Below are 14,755 nucleotides of genomic sequence, written 5' to 3'. Positions count from 1 at the left end.
CGGCAGTTGACCGATCACTCCACCTTCATGGCGCCGATCAACTGCTTCTGCTACTTGTTCTCCACCTTGCCGGCCCGCCCTATTTGCCCTTGCAACAGTTTCCGGAATTGCGGACGCTGAACGACAACTGGCAGCGCATCCGCACCGAGGCGCTGGCCCTGTCCGACGGCGGCGCGATCAAGGCCTCCGACCGTTACGACGACCTGGGCTTCAATTCCTTCTTCAAAACCGGCTGGAAGCGCTTCTATCTCAAGTGGTACGACCAGCCGCACCCGTCCGCGGCCAAGCTGTGTCCGTACACCACCGCCTTGCTGGAGGGCATTCCCACGGTGAAGGCGGCGATGTTCGCCAGCCTGCCGCCGGGCAGCCGCCTGGTGCGCCACCGCGACCCCTTCGCCGGATCGGTACGCTTCCACCTGGGCCTGTCCACGCCGCAAAGCGAGGCCTGCTACATCGAGGTGGACGGCGAGCGCTATAGCTGGCGCGACGGCGAGGCGGTGCTGTTCGACGAAACCTATTTGCACCACGCCGAAAACGCCACCAAGCACCAGCGCATCATCCTGTTCTGCGATATCGAACGGCCGATGCGCTTCCGGCTCGCCGCCTGGTTCAACCGCCGGCTCAGCCGCCTGCTGCTGGGCGCCGCCAGCGCCCCCAATCAGGACGGGGACCGCACCGGCGCGCTCAACCGCCTGTTCCGCTATGTGCAGGCGGTGCGGCTGTTCGGCAAGCGCATCAAGGCGCAGAGCCGCCTCGGCTATTACGCGCTGAAATGGCTGTTGTTCGGCGGCTTGTTGCTGGGCTGGCTGCTGAGTTGAGCCGCCCTATAAACTGAAGAAGGCCCGCGCATTGTCCGCCAGCAGCCGCCGGCGGACCTCGGCGTCCGCCACCGTCTCGCGGACCAGGCCGCCCACCGTCTGCTCGCCCAGCGGAAAAGGCGCGTCCGAGCCCAGCATCACCCGCTCCGCGCCCATGGTGGCGATCAATAGCCGCAGCGCGCCGGGATCGAACACCGCGGAATCCACGTAAAACCGGTCCAGATAGCTGGACGGCCGCCGCGGACAGTCTTCGCGCACGATGTCGCGCTGCTCCCAGGCGTTGTCCACCCGGCCCAATAGATAGGCGAAGCTGCCGCCGCCGTGGGCGAAGCAGATTTTCAGGCTGGCCGGCAGGCGTTCGAAAGCGCCGGACAGGATGAGCGACAGGATGGCCAGCTGGGTTTCCGCCGGCATCGACACCAGCCAGGGCAGCATCCAGCGCTTCATCCGCGCGCCGGCGCCCATCATGTCCCATGGATGCACCAGCAGCGGGATGTTCTCGGCCGCGCAATGACTGAGAAACGTCAGCAGGCCCGCGTCGTCCAGATCCCGCTCGCCAACGTGGTTGCCGATCTGCACGCCGATGTGGCCGGCGTCGCGGGCGCGGCTGGCTTCGCGGCAGGCGGCGTCCACGTCCTGCAAGGGCACTTGCGCCAGCACTTTCAAGCGTTGCGGCGCGATGGCCGCCATGTCCAGCGCGCGATCGTTCATCAGCTGCGCCCAAGGCAAGGCGCGTTCTATCGGCGCGGCGTAGGCGAACATCACCGGCGTCGCGCACATGATCTGGATATCTATCCCCTGCTCGTCCAGCCAGGCCAGCCGGCGCGCGCCGTCCCAAAGCGCGTCGTGCACCGGCCGGAACGGCTGCTCGCCCACCATGATCTGCCCGTTGCGGCCGGAGGTCTCCAGCCAGGGCCCGCGCCGCGGGTCCAGCCGGGCCGCCTCGGCCTGGCTGATCCGCGGGAAGAAATGGGAGTGGATGTCTATCATGGCTGCGTTTCTCGGTTAATTAAGCTTGCTTCAAGAATCGGTTCCCGTCTTGCGAGCCAGGGCGGGAACGCGGCGGTCATGGAACGGACGCTCAATGACGGGAGCGCTGCCGCAACTCGTGCCAGGCGGCGTAATCCTTGCCGGGGTGGACGGTGCCGCAATGGCGGCAGCGGCGCTCGTCCTCGCTCAAGGCGTAAAACAGCTGATAGGCCTTGGGCAGATCGTCCACCAGGCTTTCCAGCTGCTTGGAGAAACGCCAGATCTCGGCGGCGCAGACCGGGCAGTACCATTGCAGGCTGTCGTACTGGCCGACCGGCCGCGGCTTCTCCACCAGCAGGCATAGGCCGGGCTCGGGCCGTTGCGGCGAGTGGATGACGTGGGCCGGCAACAGGAAGGCGTCGCCTTCGCGCAGCTCGATGCGATCGAAGCGCCCGCGGTCCCATATCTCCAGATAAGCGTTGCCCTGGATCTGGTAGAAAATCTCCTCGGTGGGGTTGTCGTGAAAATCGGTGCGGGTATTCGGCCCGCCCACCATATTGATGATGTAGTCGCCATCCGACCAAACGGCCGCATTGCACACCGGCGGCTTGAGCAGACCCTGGTTGCGCTGCGCCCAGTCCAGCAGATTGAGCGGCATGCCGTATTGCAGTTCCATCTCCTCTCTCCTTCTCTTGTGCTTGATTACACCTAAAAGAACCTACTCGCCGCCGTAAACACGTTCTTAAAGCGGCTTGTAGGCGATCGCCTTGATCTCAATGCGCAAATGCGGATGCGGCAGCTGATGCACCGCCACCGTGGTCCGCGTCGGCCCTTCCTCGTCGAAGTAGTCGGCGTAAACCCGGTTGTATGCGGCGAAATCGTTCATATCCACCAGGTAGGCGCTGATTTCAACCACATCGGCCAGCCCGGCGCCGGCCGTGGCCAGGATGTCGCGGATATTCTCGATCACCGCCCGGGTTTGCAAGGCGATGTCCAGCCGCGTCGCGCCCATGGCGTCGGCCTCGGCGCCGGCGATGCTGTTGTCCGGCCGCCGCGAACTGGTGCCGGAGACAAAGAGGAAGTCCCCGGCCCGCTTCAGGTGCGGAAAGCGGCCGCGCGGCGCGGCCTTGCCGCTGACGGTGGTGGCTTGGGTGCTCATGCGCCGCTCCCTTCGGTTTCAAACTCGCATCGGCCCAGGCCGGCGATCTCCACGCCAACGTGCAGGCCGGCGCGCAAGGGCTCGGCCGCGGTGGCCGCGCCGGCCAGCAGCAAGGAGCCGGCCGGCAGCGTGCGCCCTTCCGCGTGCAGCAGCGCGGACACTTCCATCAGCGCGCGCAGCGGCTGGCCCAGGATGGCGGCGCTGCTGCCCAGCTGCACCGGCCTGCCGTTGAAGCGCAGCGTCACGCCCAGATTGTCCAGCGGCGTGTCCGGCGGGCTCAGCGGGCCGACGACGAAATGGGACGATGAGCAGTTGTCCGCCACCACGTCCTCCAGGCTGAAACGGAAGTCGCGGTAGCGCGAATCGATGATTTCCAGCGCCGGCGCCACGCCGGCCAGCGCCAGCCCGGCCTCGGCCAGGGACAGCGGCCGCGAGATCTCCTGCGCGGTGATGAAGGCGATTTCAGGCTCCACCCGCGGATGGATCAGGCGGCCCAGCGCCAGTTCGCCGCCGTCCGCCAGCTGCATGGCGTCGGTCAGCTCGCCCCAGATCAGCGCGTCCACGCCCATTTGCACGCGCTTGGCCCGGCTGGTGAAGCCCAGCTTCAAGCCCAGCGCGCGCTCGCCGCGTTGCTGGCGCAGCGCGATGCCGGCCTGCTGGATGCGGTAGGCCTGCGCCAGATCGAAAGGCCGCCGCGCGCTCAGTTGATCGACGGCTTCGCCGGTTTGGGTCGCGATGTCCAGTTCGCGGGCGCAGTTTTGAACAAAGTCCGTCATGCCGCGCCTCCTTTGGCCTTGAGCAAGTCCAGCGCCACGTCGACTATCATGTCCTCCTGTCCGCCCACCATGCGGCGACGTCCCACTTCCAGCAGGATGTCCAGAGTTTTCAAGCCGTATTGCGCCGCCGCCGTTTCCGCATGGCGCAGAAAGCTGGAGTAGACGCCGGCGTAGCCCAGCGCCAGCGTCTCGCGGTCCACCCGCACCGGGCGGTCCTGGGTGGGCCGCACCAGATCGTCGGCCGCGTCCATCAGCCGGATCAGCTCGCAGCCGTGGTTCCAGCCCAGGCGCTCGGCGGCGGCGATGAACACTTCCAGCGGCGCGTTGCCGGCGCCGGCGCCCTGGCCGGCCAGCGAGGCGTCGACGCGGCGGCAGCCTTCTTCCACCGCCACAATGCTGTTGGCCACGCCCAGGGACAGATTGTGATGGGCGTGGATGCCGGTTTCCGTCTCCGGCCGCAGCGCGTCGCGCAAGGCGCGGAAGCGGTCGCGCACCTGCTGCATCAGCAGAGCGCCGCCGGAATCCACCACGTAGACGCAATGGGCGCCGTAACTTTCCATCAGCTTGGCCTGTTCGGCCAGCCGCTGCGGCGTGGTCATGTGCGACATCATCAGAAAGCCGACGGCGTCCATGCCCAGTTCCCGCGCGTAGCCTATGTGCTGTCTGGCGATGTCGGCCTCGGTGCAGTGCGTGGCGATGCGCGCAATGCGCGCGCCGGCGTCGTAGGCCTCGCGCAAGGCGCGCACGGTGGCGATGCCGGGCAGCAGCAAGGTGGCGATCTTGCTGCTGCGCACGGATTCGGCCGCCGCGGCGATCCACTCCACGTCGCTATGGGCGCCAAAGCCGTAGTTGAAGCTGGAACCCTCCAAGCCGTCACCGTGCGCCACCTCGATGGAATCCACCCCGGCCGCGTCCAGCGCCGCGGCGATGGCGCGCACCTGGGCCAGCGAATAACGGTGACGGACCGCGTGCGAGCCGTCGCGCAGGGTCACGTCGGAAATATACAGTTTGTCCATGCCGGGCTCCTCAGGCTTGCAGCAGGCGGGCGGCGACGCGTTCGCCGCAGGCCATCGCCGCCGATGTCATGATGTCCAGATTGCCGGCGTAGGCCGGCAGATAGTGGGCCGCGCCTTCCACCTCGATGAAGACGGACACCTTGAGCCCGCCGCTCCGCGCCAGTTCCGGATAGGCCGTCAGCGCTTCCGCCGGCAGCGCCTCGAACTGCACCTCCTGCTTCAGCCGGTAGCCGGGCACATAGGCGCTGACCTTGTCCGCCATCGCGGTCACCGAGCGGGCGATGGCGTCCCGGTCCGCCGGCGCGGTCAGGCAAAACACCGTGTCCCGCATCATCAGCGGCGGCTCCGCCGGGTTCAGAATGATGATGGCCTTGCCGCTGCGCGCGCCGCCGACGCCGACAATCGCCTGGGCGGTGGTTTCGGTGAATTCGTCGATATTGGCGCGCGTGCCGGGGCCGGCGGATTTGCTGGCGATGGAGGCGACGATTTCGCCGTAGAACACCGGCGTCGCCGCGGCCACCGCGGCCACGATGGGAATGGTGGCCTGGCCGCCGCAGGTGACCATATTGATATTGGGCGCGTCCAGATGCGCGTCCAGGTTCACCGCCGGCACCACATGGGGGCCGATGGCGGCGGGCGTCAGGTCTATCACCCGGACGCCGCGCGGCCGCAGCAGCTGTTCGTGGCGCGCGTGGGCGCCGGCCGAGGTGGCGTCGAACACCAGGCGGATGTCGGCGGCGCCGGGCATGGCCAACAGCCCTTCCACGCCCTGGTGGCTGGTGGCCAGGCCCAGGCGGCGCGCGCGGGCCAGGCCGTCGGAATCCGGATCGATGCCTATCATGGCGGCCAATTCCAGCTGCTGGCCGTGACGCAGTAGTTTGACCATCAGATCGCAACCGATATTGCCGGAACCGATGATGGCCGCTTTGACGCGAGCGGGATGGCTCATGAGGATGCTCCCTGAAGTGGGGCGAAGCGGGCCGACACTTCGCCCAGGCCCTGGATGCGGGCGGTGAACACGTCGCCGGCGCGCGCCGGCGCCATCGGCCCCAAGGCGCCGGTCAGCACGATGTCGCCGGCCTTGAGCGGCTCGCCGCGCCGCGCCATCGTGTCCGCCAGCCACAGAGCGGCCAATAAGGGATTGCCGAGACAGGCCGCGCCGGCGCCCACCGAGACCGGCTCGCCGCGCAGCTCCAGCGTCATGCCGCAGCCGAGCAGATCGACGTCGGCCAGCCGCCGCGGCCGGTTGCCCAGCACGAAGAGGCCGCTGGACGCGTTGTCGGCGATGGTGTCGCTGATGCGGATATCCCAGCCGGCGATGCGGCTGTCCACGATCTCCAGCGCCGGCAAGACCGCGTCCACCGCCCGGAACAGATCGGCCAGCGTATGTTTGTCATGGTCCAGATCGCGCCCCAGCAGCAGCGCCACTTCCGCCTCTATCTTGGGCTGCAGCAGCCGCCGGCTGTCGATCTCCTCGCCGTCGCACACCGCCATGTCGGCGAACAGGCGGCCGAAATCCGGCTGCGCCACGCCCAGCTGCCGCTGCACCGCGGCCGAGGTCAGGCCGATCTTGCTGCCCACCAGCCGCCGGCCCTGGGCCTGCGCATGCCGGACATTCAGCGTTTGCACCTGATAGGCGGCGTCGACGTCTCCCTCGCCGAGCAGGCCGCGCACCGGCGCGCAGGGCTGGCCGGCGTCGGCGGCGCGACGCAGCTGCTCGGCGGCGGCTTGCAATGCGGATGGTGGAACTGGGCTCAAGGCGTTCTCCTTATTCAAGCGCTCCGGCGCGGACCAAACCGCGCCGTATCAGTGGGACGCGTTCAGTCTATGGAGCGCGGCGATAAGGAGAAAATGAATATCCGGGCTTCTGCTATTCCCTAAAGTTATGCCATAGTCTTCTGCCGCGCCGTCCCAACCGCACAGGAGCGCCGATGGACCCTCTCACGCCCTTTTCCGTTCACGATATGGTGTTGAACCGGCTCAAGCTGCGGCCGCTCTTGGTGTTCGACCGGGTGCTGCGCTGCCAGTCCATCGCCCGCGCCGCGCGCGAGCTGCACCTGACCCAGCCGGCGGTGACCAAGGCGATACGCGAGCTGGAGCAGCAGCTGGACACCGTGCTGTTCCTGCGCGGCAACCGCGGCGTGACGCCCACCGAATACGGGCTGCTGCTGGGCGAGCGCGTCAAGGCGGTGATCGCCGAGTTGCGCTATCTGACCGACGAGATCAACGCCTTCAAGGGCGGCATTTGCGGCCATGTCATCATCGGCACCCAGATCTCCGCCAGCGCCAGCCTGCTGCCGCAGGCCATCCTGCGGCTGAAGGCCCACGCGCCCAAGCTGCTGGTCACCGTGCGCGAGGGACCGCAGGATTATCTGTTCCCGGCGCTGGCCGCCGGCGAACTGGACCTGGTGGTGGGCCGCCTGCCGGACCCGGAAGCGCCGCTCACCCGCAAACTGCCCTTGCGCCACCAGCCGCTCTATCTGAACCGGCTGTGCATCGTGGCCGGCGGCCACCATCCGCTGCTGGCCGCGCCGCCGTCCCTCCTCGCCGAACTGCGCGACTGGCCGTGGATTCTGCCGCCGCCGGATTCGCCGGCCCGCCTGGTGGCCGAGCAGTTCTTCCACGACGCCGGCCTCCCGCTGCCGGACAATCTGCTGGAATCGCTGTCCTTGCTGACCAATGTCAATCTGCTGGTGGATTCGGACTGCCTGGGCCTGATGCCGCGGCTGGCGGCGCGCCGCTTCGCCGCCGCCAAGCTGCTGGCGGTGCTGCCGCTGGACGAGGTGGGGCCGCCCACCGCCGTCGGCTACTCGGTGCGCGCCGACAAGCCGCTGACGCCGGCGGCCCGGCAGATGATAGACAGCCTGAAACTGGCCGCCGCCGCGCTGGACGCGGCGGATCAGGTATAAGCGCGCGGAATAGCAAGACTCGATTTATTCATTTTCGCGCCCAAGGCCGCCTTTCCTACACTCGCCAATATTGCGTCGCCCCTTAAGAACGTGTTTACGATCTCGCGAGCTAAGGCGAGACAAGGCGAAAACGGTTGAGACAGCGGAGTGTACAGACGGTACATGAGCATTTCGAAACCATTTTCAACGCCGTATCGCCGACGCACAGCAGATCGTAAACAGGTTCTAAGACCGCGGCGTCCACCCCCCGTTGACGAGGATAGAAACCATGAGCCGCCCCGCCCTGCTGCCGCTGTACATCAATGGCCGATTCGAAGAGGAAGGCCAGCGCTTCGACAATATCAGCCCGGTGGACGGCCTCCTGTTGAACCAGGTGGTAGAAGCCGACGCCGTCCAGGTGGCCCGCGCCGTCCAGGCCGCCAGCGACGCGCTGCAAGGGCCCTGGGGCCGCTATAGCGCGCCGGAGCGCGCCGCGCTGCTGCACAAGGTGGCTGACGGCATCCAGGCGCGTTTCGACGACTTCGTCGCCGCCGAGGTGGCCGACACCGGCCGGCCGCTGCACCTGGCGCGCACGCTGGACCTGCCGCGCGCCATCGCCAATTTCCGGACCTTCGCCGATCTCGCCGTCGCCCAGGTGGACGACTGCTGCGAAACGCCGCAGGCCGACGGCGGCCTGCTGTTCAACTACACCGTGCGCAAGCCGCTGGGCGTGGTGGCGGTGATCGCGCCGTGGAACCTGCCGCTATTGCTGCTGACCTGGAAGCTGGGCCCCGCGCTGGCGATGGGCAATACCGTAGTGTGCAAGCCCTCCGAGGAAACGCCGTCGTCGGCCGCCCTGCTGGCCGAGGTGATGGACGCGGCCGGCGTCCCCCCCGGCGTGTTCAATCTGGTGCACGGCTTCGGCCCCGGCTCGGCCGGGGAACACCTGACCCGCGCGCCGCAAATCAGCGCCGTGTCCTTCACCGGCGAATCGCGCACCGGCAGCGCCATCATGAAGGCGGTGGCCGACGGCGTGAAGGACATCTCCTTCGAGCTGGGCGGCAAGAACGCCGCCGTGGTGTTCGCCGACGCCGACTTCGACGCGGCGGTGGCCGGGGTGGCCAGATCGTCCTTCTTCAATACCGGGCAGGTCTGCCTGTGCACCGAGCGGGTCTATGTGGAGCGCCCTATCTTCGATCGCTTCGTCGCCGCGCTGAAAACCCGCGCCGAGGGCCTGAAACTGGGCTATCCGGACGAGGACGGCGTGGACCTGGGCCCGCTGGTGTCGCGCCAGCACCGCGAGAAGGTGCTGTCTTATTTCGCGCTGGCGCGCGAGGAAGGCGCGGTGGTGGTGACCGGCGGCGAAACGCCGCAGTTCGGCGACGCGCGCGACCAAGGCGCTTATGTGCGCCCGACGATCTGGACCGGCCTGCCTGACCACGCCCGCTGCGTGCGCGAGGAAATCTTCGGCCCGGTCTGCCACATCGCGCCCTTCGACGACGACGAGGAGATCCTGCGCCGCGTCAACGACAGTCCCTACGGCCTGGCCTGCGCCTTGTGGACCCAGCGGCTGGACCGCGCCCACAAGCTGGCGCGGCGCGTCCAGGTCGGCATCGTCTGGGTCAACGCCTGGTACGCGCGCGATCTGCGCACCCCCTTCGGCGGCAGCAAGCTGTCCGGCCTCGGCCGCGAAGGCGGCCGCCATTCGCTGGATTTCTACTCCGACATCAGCAATGTCTGCGTCAAGCTGTGACGCGCCGGGAGAACGCCGCCATGTCCGCCGCCCTGGATGTTGACCGCTTCATCGACCAAAGCCGCCTGGGACCCTTTCACGCCGTCTTGCTGACGCTGTGCTTTCTGGTCATGTTCGCCGACGGCTACGACCTGGCGGCCCTGTCCTACATCGCGCCCGCGCTGATGGAGCAGTGGGGGCTGAGCAAGCCGCAGCTGGGCCAGGCGCTCAGCGCCGCCCTGTTCGGCCTGGCCGGCGGCGCCTTGCTGGGCGGGCCGCTGGCCGACCGCCTGGGCCGCAAGCCCGCGGTGATCGCGTCGACGCTGCTGTTCGGCGTCGGCAGCCTGCTGACCGCGGCGGCGGACTCGCTGAACGCGCTCACCGTCTACCGCCTGTTCACCGGCATCGGCCTGGGCGCGGCGCTGCCCAACACCATCACCCTGCTGTCCGAATACAGCCCGGCGCGACGCCGCGCGCTGCTGGTCAGCGCCATGTTGTGCGGCTTTCCGCTGGGCGCCGGCGCCGGAGGCCTGTGCGCAGGCTGGCTGATTCCCTCTTACGGCTGGCGCGCTCCGCTGTGGCTGGGCGGGGTGTTCCCGCTGCTGCTGGCGCTGGCGCTATACCGCTGGCTGCCGGAATCGGTGCGCTATCTGGCGGCGCGCCGGCGCTCAGTCAACGAGATTAAAGCGCGGCTGCGCCGCCTCGCCTCCACGCCGGAACTGGAGCAAGCCGTCGCTTTCCGCCTGGGCGACGACGGCGACGCGCCGCGCGCCGGCCTGCGCGCGGTGCTGAGCCGGCCCTTGACGGTCGGCACCTTGCTGCTCTGGCTCAGCTGCTTCATGAGCATGTTGATCTATTACCTGGTGGTGAACTGGATGCCGCTGCTGTTAAAGGAAGCCGGCCTCTCGCTGAGCCGCTTCGCCTGGATCAGCGCGCTGTTTCCGCTGGGCGGCGGCGTCGGCTCCATTCTGCTAGGCTGGTGGATGGGCCGCGCCGAGCCGCACCGCCTGCTGGCGGCCAACTTCGCCGTCGCCGGCCTGCTGGCCTGGGCGATAGGCGCCGCCGTCGCCCAGGGCGAGCAAGGCGGACAGCTGGGCTTGCTGGTGTTCTGCATGGGCTTCGCTTCCGGCGGCGGGCAATCGGCGCTGGCCTCGCTGTCCGCCGCCTTTTATCCAACCCGCTGCCGCGCCAGCGGAGTGGGCGGCATGTACGGCGTCGGCCGCGGCGGCGCCATCTTCGGGGTGCTGGCTGGCGCCGAGCTGATGCGTCAGCAGGTGCGCCCGGACTGGATTTTCAGCATGCTGCTGTTGCCGGCCGCGCTCATCGCCGTCGCCCTCTTGTTCAAACGGCGAAGCTACGCCCCAGGCCCGGCCCGCGAGACTTGAACGGGCCCTACTCGGCCGGCGCCGCGCCGCCGGCCTTCAAGTCCTCCTCGTTGAAACTCATTTCCATCATCTCCCCGGCGGCGTCTCGGCACCCCACCGCGAAATCGGGCCGTTCCGGGCTCTTGCTGCCCGGGTGAATCCGGACGGAGACCACCTCCATGCAGTTCCGCGCCAGCGTCGCCCGGCGCCCCACCGCCGCCAGCTCCGGCTCCCAGCGGCAAAAAGCGCCGGCGGCGAAAGCCTCGCCGCCGCACAGCTCCTCCTTGGCCTGCTCCGCGCCCGGCAACACCACGCCGGCGATTTCCCTCAGTTCCGCCTCGTTCCTGGCCTCGGCCTGCTGCTGGCTGGGCCAGACCGTGTACGTCAAACCCGCCGCGCCGGCCAGCAGGACGACGATCACCGCGCCCACATGGGCCCATTTGAGCCGGGACGCCGGCTCCGGCTCGCGCCGCGGCAACGGCTGCGGATACATTTCCTGATAAGGCGCCTGACACAGCGGGCAGGCGTAAGCCGGCGCCCGCCTATCGCGCGGCGCGTCGCCGCGCCAGTACCCGCAATGAAGGCATTGTTTCTTTTCCATGGGCACAATTCCCCAGATTGAAGCCGACCGCGCTCACCGGCGCTTCAGGCCCGCTTCCCAAACGATTTAACGCTCCCCATGCATATGTCCTCGCATGCTAACAAAAAAATGCCATTGCAGTTTCACACCGTAATCCCGGCCCGGGCACTAGCGCTTCGGTCAGGTGCATTCCGGCGGAATCCTGCGATCGACGCCTGCGGATCCGCCCAATCCGCTACGGCCTCGGCCCGCTGGCGAACAGGCGACTGACTCGCTCAATATTAAACCAATTGATTTAAACAAATATTTAACTTTGTTTCTAGCCAAACCTGTGCTAGCTTAATTTAAACAAACAAAAACAGTAGTTTTAACAAAACAAACAAAGTAAGCCGTATCAAGGCCCTGGAATCGCTGCAATGGAGACAATATGTTTACTGTACTGACAATCTTTGGCACCCGTCCGGAGGCCATCAAGATGGTGCCCGTGATCCACGCGCTGCAAGACTGCCCGGGCGTGGCGTCAAAAGTGTGCGTGACCGGGCAGCACCGCGAGATGCTGGATCAGGTCTTGGATTTTTTCGAGATCAAGCCGGACTTCGACCTGAAGCTGATGCAACAGGCTCAGGGCTTGGCGTCTTTGACCGCCAGACTGGTGGAAACCGTCGACAAGGTGCTGGAGGAAGTCCAGCCCGACGTCGTGCTGGTGCACGGCGACACCGCCACCACGCTGGGCGCCAGCCTGGCGGCGTTTTACCGCAGGATTCCGATTGGACACGTGGAAGCGGGCTTGCGGACCGGAGACTTGTACTCCCCCTGGCCGGAGGAGATGAACCGCCGCGTCACCGATATTCTGGCGTCCTGGCATTTCGCCCCGACAGAGGAGTCTTGTCTCAATCTGCGCAATGAAAAGGTCGATCCCGAGCGGATCTTCATCACCGGCAACAGCGTCGTCGACACTCTGCTGCTGACGGTGAAGAAGCTGGAGCAGCAGCCGGAGCTCAAGGCCGGCGTCGCCGCCGCCTTCTCCTATCTGCGGCCGGAGGCGAGAGTGGTGCTGGTCACCGGCCACCGCAGGGAGAAGTTCGGCGAGAAGTTCGAAAGCTTCTGCCGCGCGCTGGTCCAATTGGCGGAACGCTACCCGGACGTGGACATCGTCTACCCGGTGCATTTGAATCCCAATGTTCGCCAACCGGTGTACGCGCTGCTGTCCCGGGTGCGCAACATTCACCTGATCGAGCCGCTGCAATACCTGCCCTTCGTCTACCTGATGGCCCGTTGCCACCTGATCATCACCGACTCCGGCGGCATACAGGAAGAGGCGCCGGCGCTGGGCAAACCGGTTCTGGTCACCCGGGACACCACGGAAAGGCCTGAAGCGCTCGCGGCCGGCACCGCCAAGCTGGTGGGCACCGAAACGGATCTTATCGTCCGCCACGCCAGCGCCTTGCTGGACGACCAGGCGGCTTACCAGCGCATGTCTCAAGCCCACAACCCCTATGGCGACGGCAGCGCCGGCAGACGCATCGCCGCCATTCTCTCCGCCTTGCCGCGCCCGCGGCAGGCCGCCAGCGCTCTCGCCTCCGCGCCGGGGAGATAGGAATGGCACCGCGAGCCCTGCTCTGGCTGATCCTGCTGATTTTCTGTTCGCCGGCCTGGTCCGCCAAGGAGCCGGCCGCCGCCGGCCATCACGCGTCCCGGCGCGGCGCGGCCGCGTCGTCGGAAAGCCGGGCCGCCATGGAGGCGCTGCCCATGGACCCGGACGCGCTCCCCGCCGCCGTCCGTCCCTCCGTCAGCATCAAGGGGGCGTCGGACAACGTCGACCTGCGCCATACCCAGCAGCTGATCCTGGATCAGATCGAAGAAGCGCGCCGCCGCACGGTCAGCCAGGAGGACGACCCTCTGCTGCTGCGCGCCAGCGCCCAACCCTTCATCTGGCCCTTGCGCGCGCTGAACATGGTGCTGTACGGCGTGGTGCTCCTGATCATGGTGTACGCGGCGCGGCATATGGCCTTCACCTTGAACCGGCTGTTCGGCCATCAGCGACATCCTTATCTGGACATTGAGACGGCGCATTGGCCCAAAGTCACGGTCTTCATCGCGGCGCACAACGAGGAGGCCGTGATCGCCGATGCGATGGAGGCCTTGCTCGAGTCCGACTACCCGCCGGGGCAAATGATCATCATGCCGGTCAACGACCGCTCGACGGACGGCACCCGCGCCATCATAGACCGCATCGCGGCGCGCAGGCCGGACGTGATCAGGCCGTTTCACCGCAGCCAGGGCAAGCCCGGCAAGGCCGCGGCGCTGAAGGACGCGACGGCCTTGATCGACACCGAGCTGTTCATCGTCTTCGACGCCGATTACCTGCCAAGCCGCGGCTTGCTCAAGCAATTGATCGCGCCGTTTTTCGATCCCGAGGTCGGCGCGGTGATGGGCCGCGTGGTGCCCTTGAATCCGGGCGCCAATCTGCTGACCCGCATGCTGGACATGGAGCGCGCCGGCGGCTATCAGGTGGACCAGCAGGCCAGGATGAATATGAAACTGGTGCCGCAGTACGGCGGCACGGTCGGCGGCATCCGCGTCGCCGCGCTCAACAGCGTGGGCGGCTGGCACGACGACGTGCTGGCCGAAGACACCGATCTGACCTACCGGCTGCTGATCGGCGGCTGGCTCACGGTCTACACCAATCGCTCCGAGTGTTACGAGGAGGTGCCGGAAAGCTGGCCGGTGCGCATCCGGCAATTGATGCGCTGGACGCGCGGCCACAATCAGGCGCTGGCGCGGCACGTCGGCCGCCTGCTGAGCACCCGCGGGGTGCAAAAGCGGGAAAAACTGGACGGGCTCTTGCTGCTGGGCACTTACGCCATGTCCCCGCTCTTGCTGCTGGGCTGGGCCATTACCCTGCTGCTGTTCTTTTTCGACAGCATGTTGCCGTCTCCCGGCGTGTTGCTGATCCTGGCCCTGGTCTGCTACAGCGCGATGGGCAATTTCGCCGCCTTCTTCGAGATCGGCGTCGCCTGTTATCTGGACGGCAACGGCAAAAGGCTGCGCATTTTGCCTTTCGCCATTCTGGGTTTTCTCGTCAGCCTGGTCACCATTTCCCGCGCCACGCTGCAGCAGTCGCTGATCGAACCCTTCAAGAAAAACAGAACGCTGCATTGGGACAAAACCAAGCGTTATCGGAGGCAGCCGGGATGATGGCCTTGATCTATATCTTGGGCGTCGCGCCGCTGGTCGCCCTGCCGCTCTTGCCCGGCCTGCTGGAATTGCTGCGCAAGACCGACACCTCCGCGCTGGGCATCAACCGGCTGCATATCGGCACAGCCAACGTCTTCGCCCGCAACTATCGGCAGCGGCTGGACGCGCTGGACTCGGACGAATGGCGGCAAGACTGGAACGCCCGCCTGGAAGCCCTCGGACAAACACCCCGCCCCGTCGTGGACGAAGAAGTCT

Annotated in this window: 14 protein-coding genes; 6 read left to right on the top strand and 8 right to left on the bottom strand. The window is 67.0% G+C overall.

From position 1 onward, the window contains the following. The first annotated feature begins 83 nt into the window (after window positions 1-83). On the top strand, window positions 84-818 hold the full coding sequence (locus tag HQN78_RS06030; RefSeq protein WP_235088527.1) for an aspartyl/asparaginyl beta-hydroxylase domain-containing protein: 735 nt from the start codon (window positions 84-86) through the stop codon (window positions 816-818). A 6-nt stretch (window positions 819-824) separates the two neighbouring features. Here HQN78_RS06030 and HQN78_RS06025 read toward each other — a convergent pair whose 3' ends face one another. From HQN78_RS06025 to HQN78_RS05995, 7 genes are all read right to left on the bottom strand, one after another. Then, window positions 825-1,808 carry an amidohydrolase family protein gene (locus tag HQN78_RS06025; RefSeq protein WP_235088526.1) on the bottom strand — a complete coding sequence of 328 codons (984 nt, stop codon included), beginning with the start codon at window positions 1,806-1,808 and terminating at the stop codon, window positions 825-827. Between the two features lie 91 nt (window positions 1,809-1,899). After that, window positions 1,900-2,463: a 3-hydroxyanthranilate 3,4-dioxygenase gene (gene nbaC, locus HQN78_RS06020; RefSeq protein ID WP_107798933.1), complete on the bottom strand. Its 564-nt coding sequence runs from the start codon at window positions 2,461-2,463 to the stop codon at window positions 1,900-1,902. 66 nt (window positions 2,464-2,529) lie between these two features. After that, window positions 2,530-2,946, bottom strand: a complete 417-nt coding sequence (locus HQN78_RS06015) for a RidA family protein (protein WP_227103231.1) — start codon at window positions 2,944-2,946, stop codon at window positions 2,530-2,532. Continuing rightward, on the bottom strand, window positions 2,943-3,722 hold the full coding sequence (locus tag HQN78_RS06010; protein ID WP_235088525.1) for a 2-keto-4-pentenoate hydratase: 780 nt from the start codon (window positions 3,720-3,722) through the stop codon (window positions 2,943-2,945). Before HQN78_RS06010 ends, HQN78_RS06015 begins: the two co-directional genes overlap by 4 nt. After that, window positions 3,719-4,738, bottom strand: a complete 1,020-nt coding sequence (gene dmpG, locus HQN78_RS06005; protein WP_235088524.1) for a 4-hydroxy-2-oxovalerate aldolase — start codon at window positions 4,736-4,738, stop codon at window positions 3,719-3,721. Before dmpG ends, HQN78_RS06010 begins: the two co-directional genes overlap by 4 nt. A 10-nt stretch (window positions 4,739-4,748) precedes the next feature. Continuing rightward, window positions 4,749-5,687: an acetaldehyde dehydrogenase (acetylating) gene (locus HQN78_RS06000; protein WP_235088523.1), complete on the bottom strand. Its 939-nt coding sequence runs from the start codon at window positions 5,685-5,687 to the stop codon at window positions 4,749-4,751. Continuing rightward, window positions 5,684-6,496, bottom strand: coding sequence for a 2-keto-4-pentenoate hydratase (locus tag HQN78_RS05995; RefSeq protein WP_107798928.1), 813 nt, complete (start codon window positions 6,494-6,496; stop codon window positions 5,684-5,686). The genes HQN78_RS06000 and HQN78_RS05995 overlap by 4 nt, the downstream gene beginning before the upstream one ends. 173 nt (window positions 6,497-6,669) lie before the next feature. On the opposite strand from HQN78_RS05995, the gene HQN78_RS05990 reads away from it, so the two are divergent. From HQN78_RS05990 to HQN78_RS05980, 3 genes are all read left to right on the top strand, one after another. Further along, a complete protein-coding gene (locus tag HQN78_RS05990; protein ID WP_235088522.1) occupies window positions 6,670-7,647 on the top strand; it encodes a LysR substrate-binding domain-containing protein in 978 nt (325 codons plus the stop codon). Between the two features lie 268 nt (window positions 7,648-7,915). Next, window positions 7,916-9,379: a 2-hydroxymuconic semialdehyde dehydrogenase gene (locus HQN78_RS05985; protein WP_235088520.1), complete on the top strand. Its 1,464-nt coding sequence runs from the start codon at window positions 7,916-7,918 to the stop codon at window positions 9,377-9,379. A gap of 20 nt (window positions 9,380-9,399) precedes the next feature. Further along, window positions 9,400-10,743, top strand: a complete 1,344-nt coding sequence (locus HQN78_RS05980; protein ID WP_235088519.1) for an MFS transporter — start codon at window positions 9,400-9,402, stop codon at window positions 10,741-10,743. A gap of 7 nt (window positions 10,744-10,750) precedes the next feature. On the opposite strand, the gene HQN78_RS05975 is transcribed toward HQN78_RS05980, so the two are convergent. Then, complete coding sequence (locus tag HQN78_RS05975; protein ID WP_235088518.1) at window positions 10,751-11,323, bottom strand: hypothetical protein; 573 nt, start codon at window positions 11,321-11,323, stop codon at window positions 10,751-10,753. 406 nt (window positions 11,324-11,729) lie between these two features. On the opposite strand from HQN78_RS05975, the gene wecB reads away from it, so the two are divergent. Both wecB and HQN78_RS05965 read left to right on the top strand, forming a co-directional pair. Then, complete coding sequence (gene wecB / locus HQN78_RS05970) at window positions 11,730-12,899, top strand: non-hydrolyzing UDP-N-acetylglucosamine 2-epimerase (RefSeq protein WP_235088516.1); 1,170 nt, start codon at window positions 11,730-11,732, stop codon at window positions 12,897-12,899. Window positions 12,900-12,901: 2 nt separating this feature from the next. Beyond that, window positions 12,902-14,500, top strand: coding sequence for a glycosyltransferase family 2 protein (locus HQN78_RS05965; RefSeq protein ID WP_235088510.1), 1,599 nt, complete (start codon window positions 12,902-12,904; stop codon window positions 14,498-14,500). Window positions 14,501-14,755 lie beyond the last annotated feature (255 nt).

Origin of the sequence: Chromobacterium sp. Beijing (genome assembly GCF_021496765.1) — a bacterium.
Lineage (GTDB): Bacteria > Pseudomonadota > Gammaproteobacteria > Burkholderiales > Chromobacteriaceae > Chromobacterium.
Note: the sequence above shows the minus strand (reverse complement) of the source record. Positions and strands in the feature narration are given on the sequence as shown.

Coding starts and splice junctions, on each gene's coding strand:
- HQN78_RS06025 (WP_235088526.1), bottom strand. CDS start 1,808: ATGATAGACATCCACTCCCATTTCTTCCCGCGGATCAGCCAGGCCGAG.
- nbaC (WP_107798933.1), bottom strand. CDS start 2,463: ATGGAACTGCAATACGGCATGCCGCTCAATCTGCTGGACTGGGCGCAG.
- HQN78_RS06015 (WP_227103231.1), bottom strand. CDS start 2,946: ATGAGCACCCAAGCCACCACCGTCAGCGGCAAGGCCGCGCCGCGCGGC.
- HQN78_RS06010 (WP_235088525.1), bottom strand. CDS start 3,722: ATGACGGACTTTGTTCAAAACTGCGCCCGCGAACTGGACATCGCGACC.
- dmpG (WP_235088524.1), bottom strand. CDS start 4,738: ATGGACAAACTGTATATTTCCGACGTGACCCTGCGCGACGGCTCGCAC.
- HQN78_RS06000 (WP_235088523.1), bottom strand. CDS start 5,687: ATGAGCCATCCCGCTCGCGTCAAAGCGGCCATCATCGGTTCCGGCAAT.
- HQN78_RS05990 (WP_235088522.1), top strand. CDS start 6,670: ATGGACCCTCTCACGCCCTTTTCCGTTCACGATATGGTGTTGAACCGG.
- HQN78_RS05985 (WP_235088520.1), top strand. CDS start 7,916: ATGAGCCGCCCCGCCCTGCTGCCGCTGTACATCAATGGCCGATTCGAA.
- HQN78_RS05980 (WP_235088519.1), top strand. CDS start 9,400: ATGTCCGCCGCCCTGGATGTTGACCGCTTCATCGACCAAAGCCGCCTG.
- HQN78_RS05975 (WP_235088518.1), bottom strand. CDS start 11,323: ATGGAAAAGAAACAATGCCTTCATTGCGGGTACTGGCGCGGCGACGCG.
- wecB (WP_235088516.1), top strand. CDS start 11,730: ATGTTTACTGTACTGACAATCTTTGGCACCCGTCCGGAGGCCATCAAG.
- HQN78_RS05965 (WP_235088510.1), top strand. CDS start 12,902: ATGGCACCGCGAGCCCTGCTCTGGCTGATCCTGCTGATTTTCTGTTCG.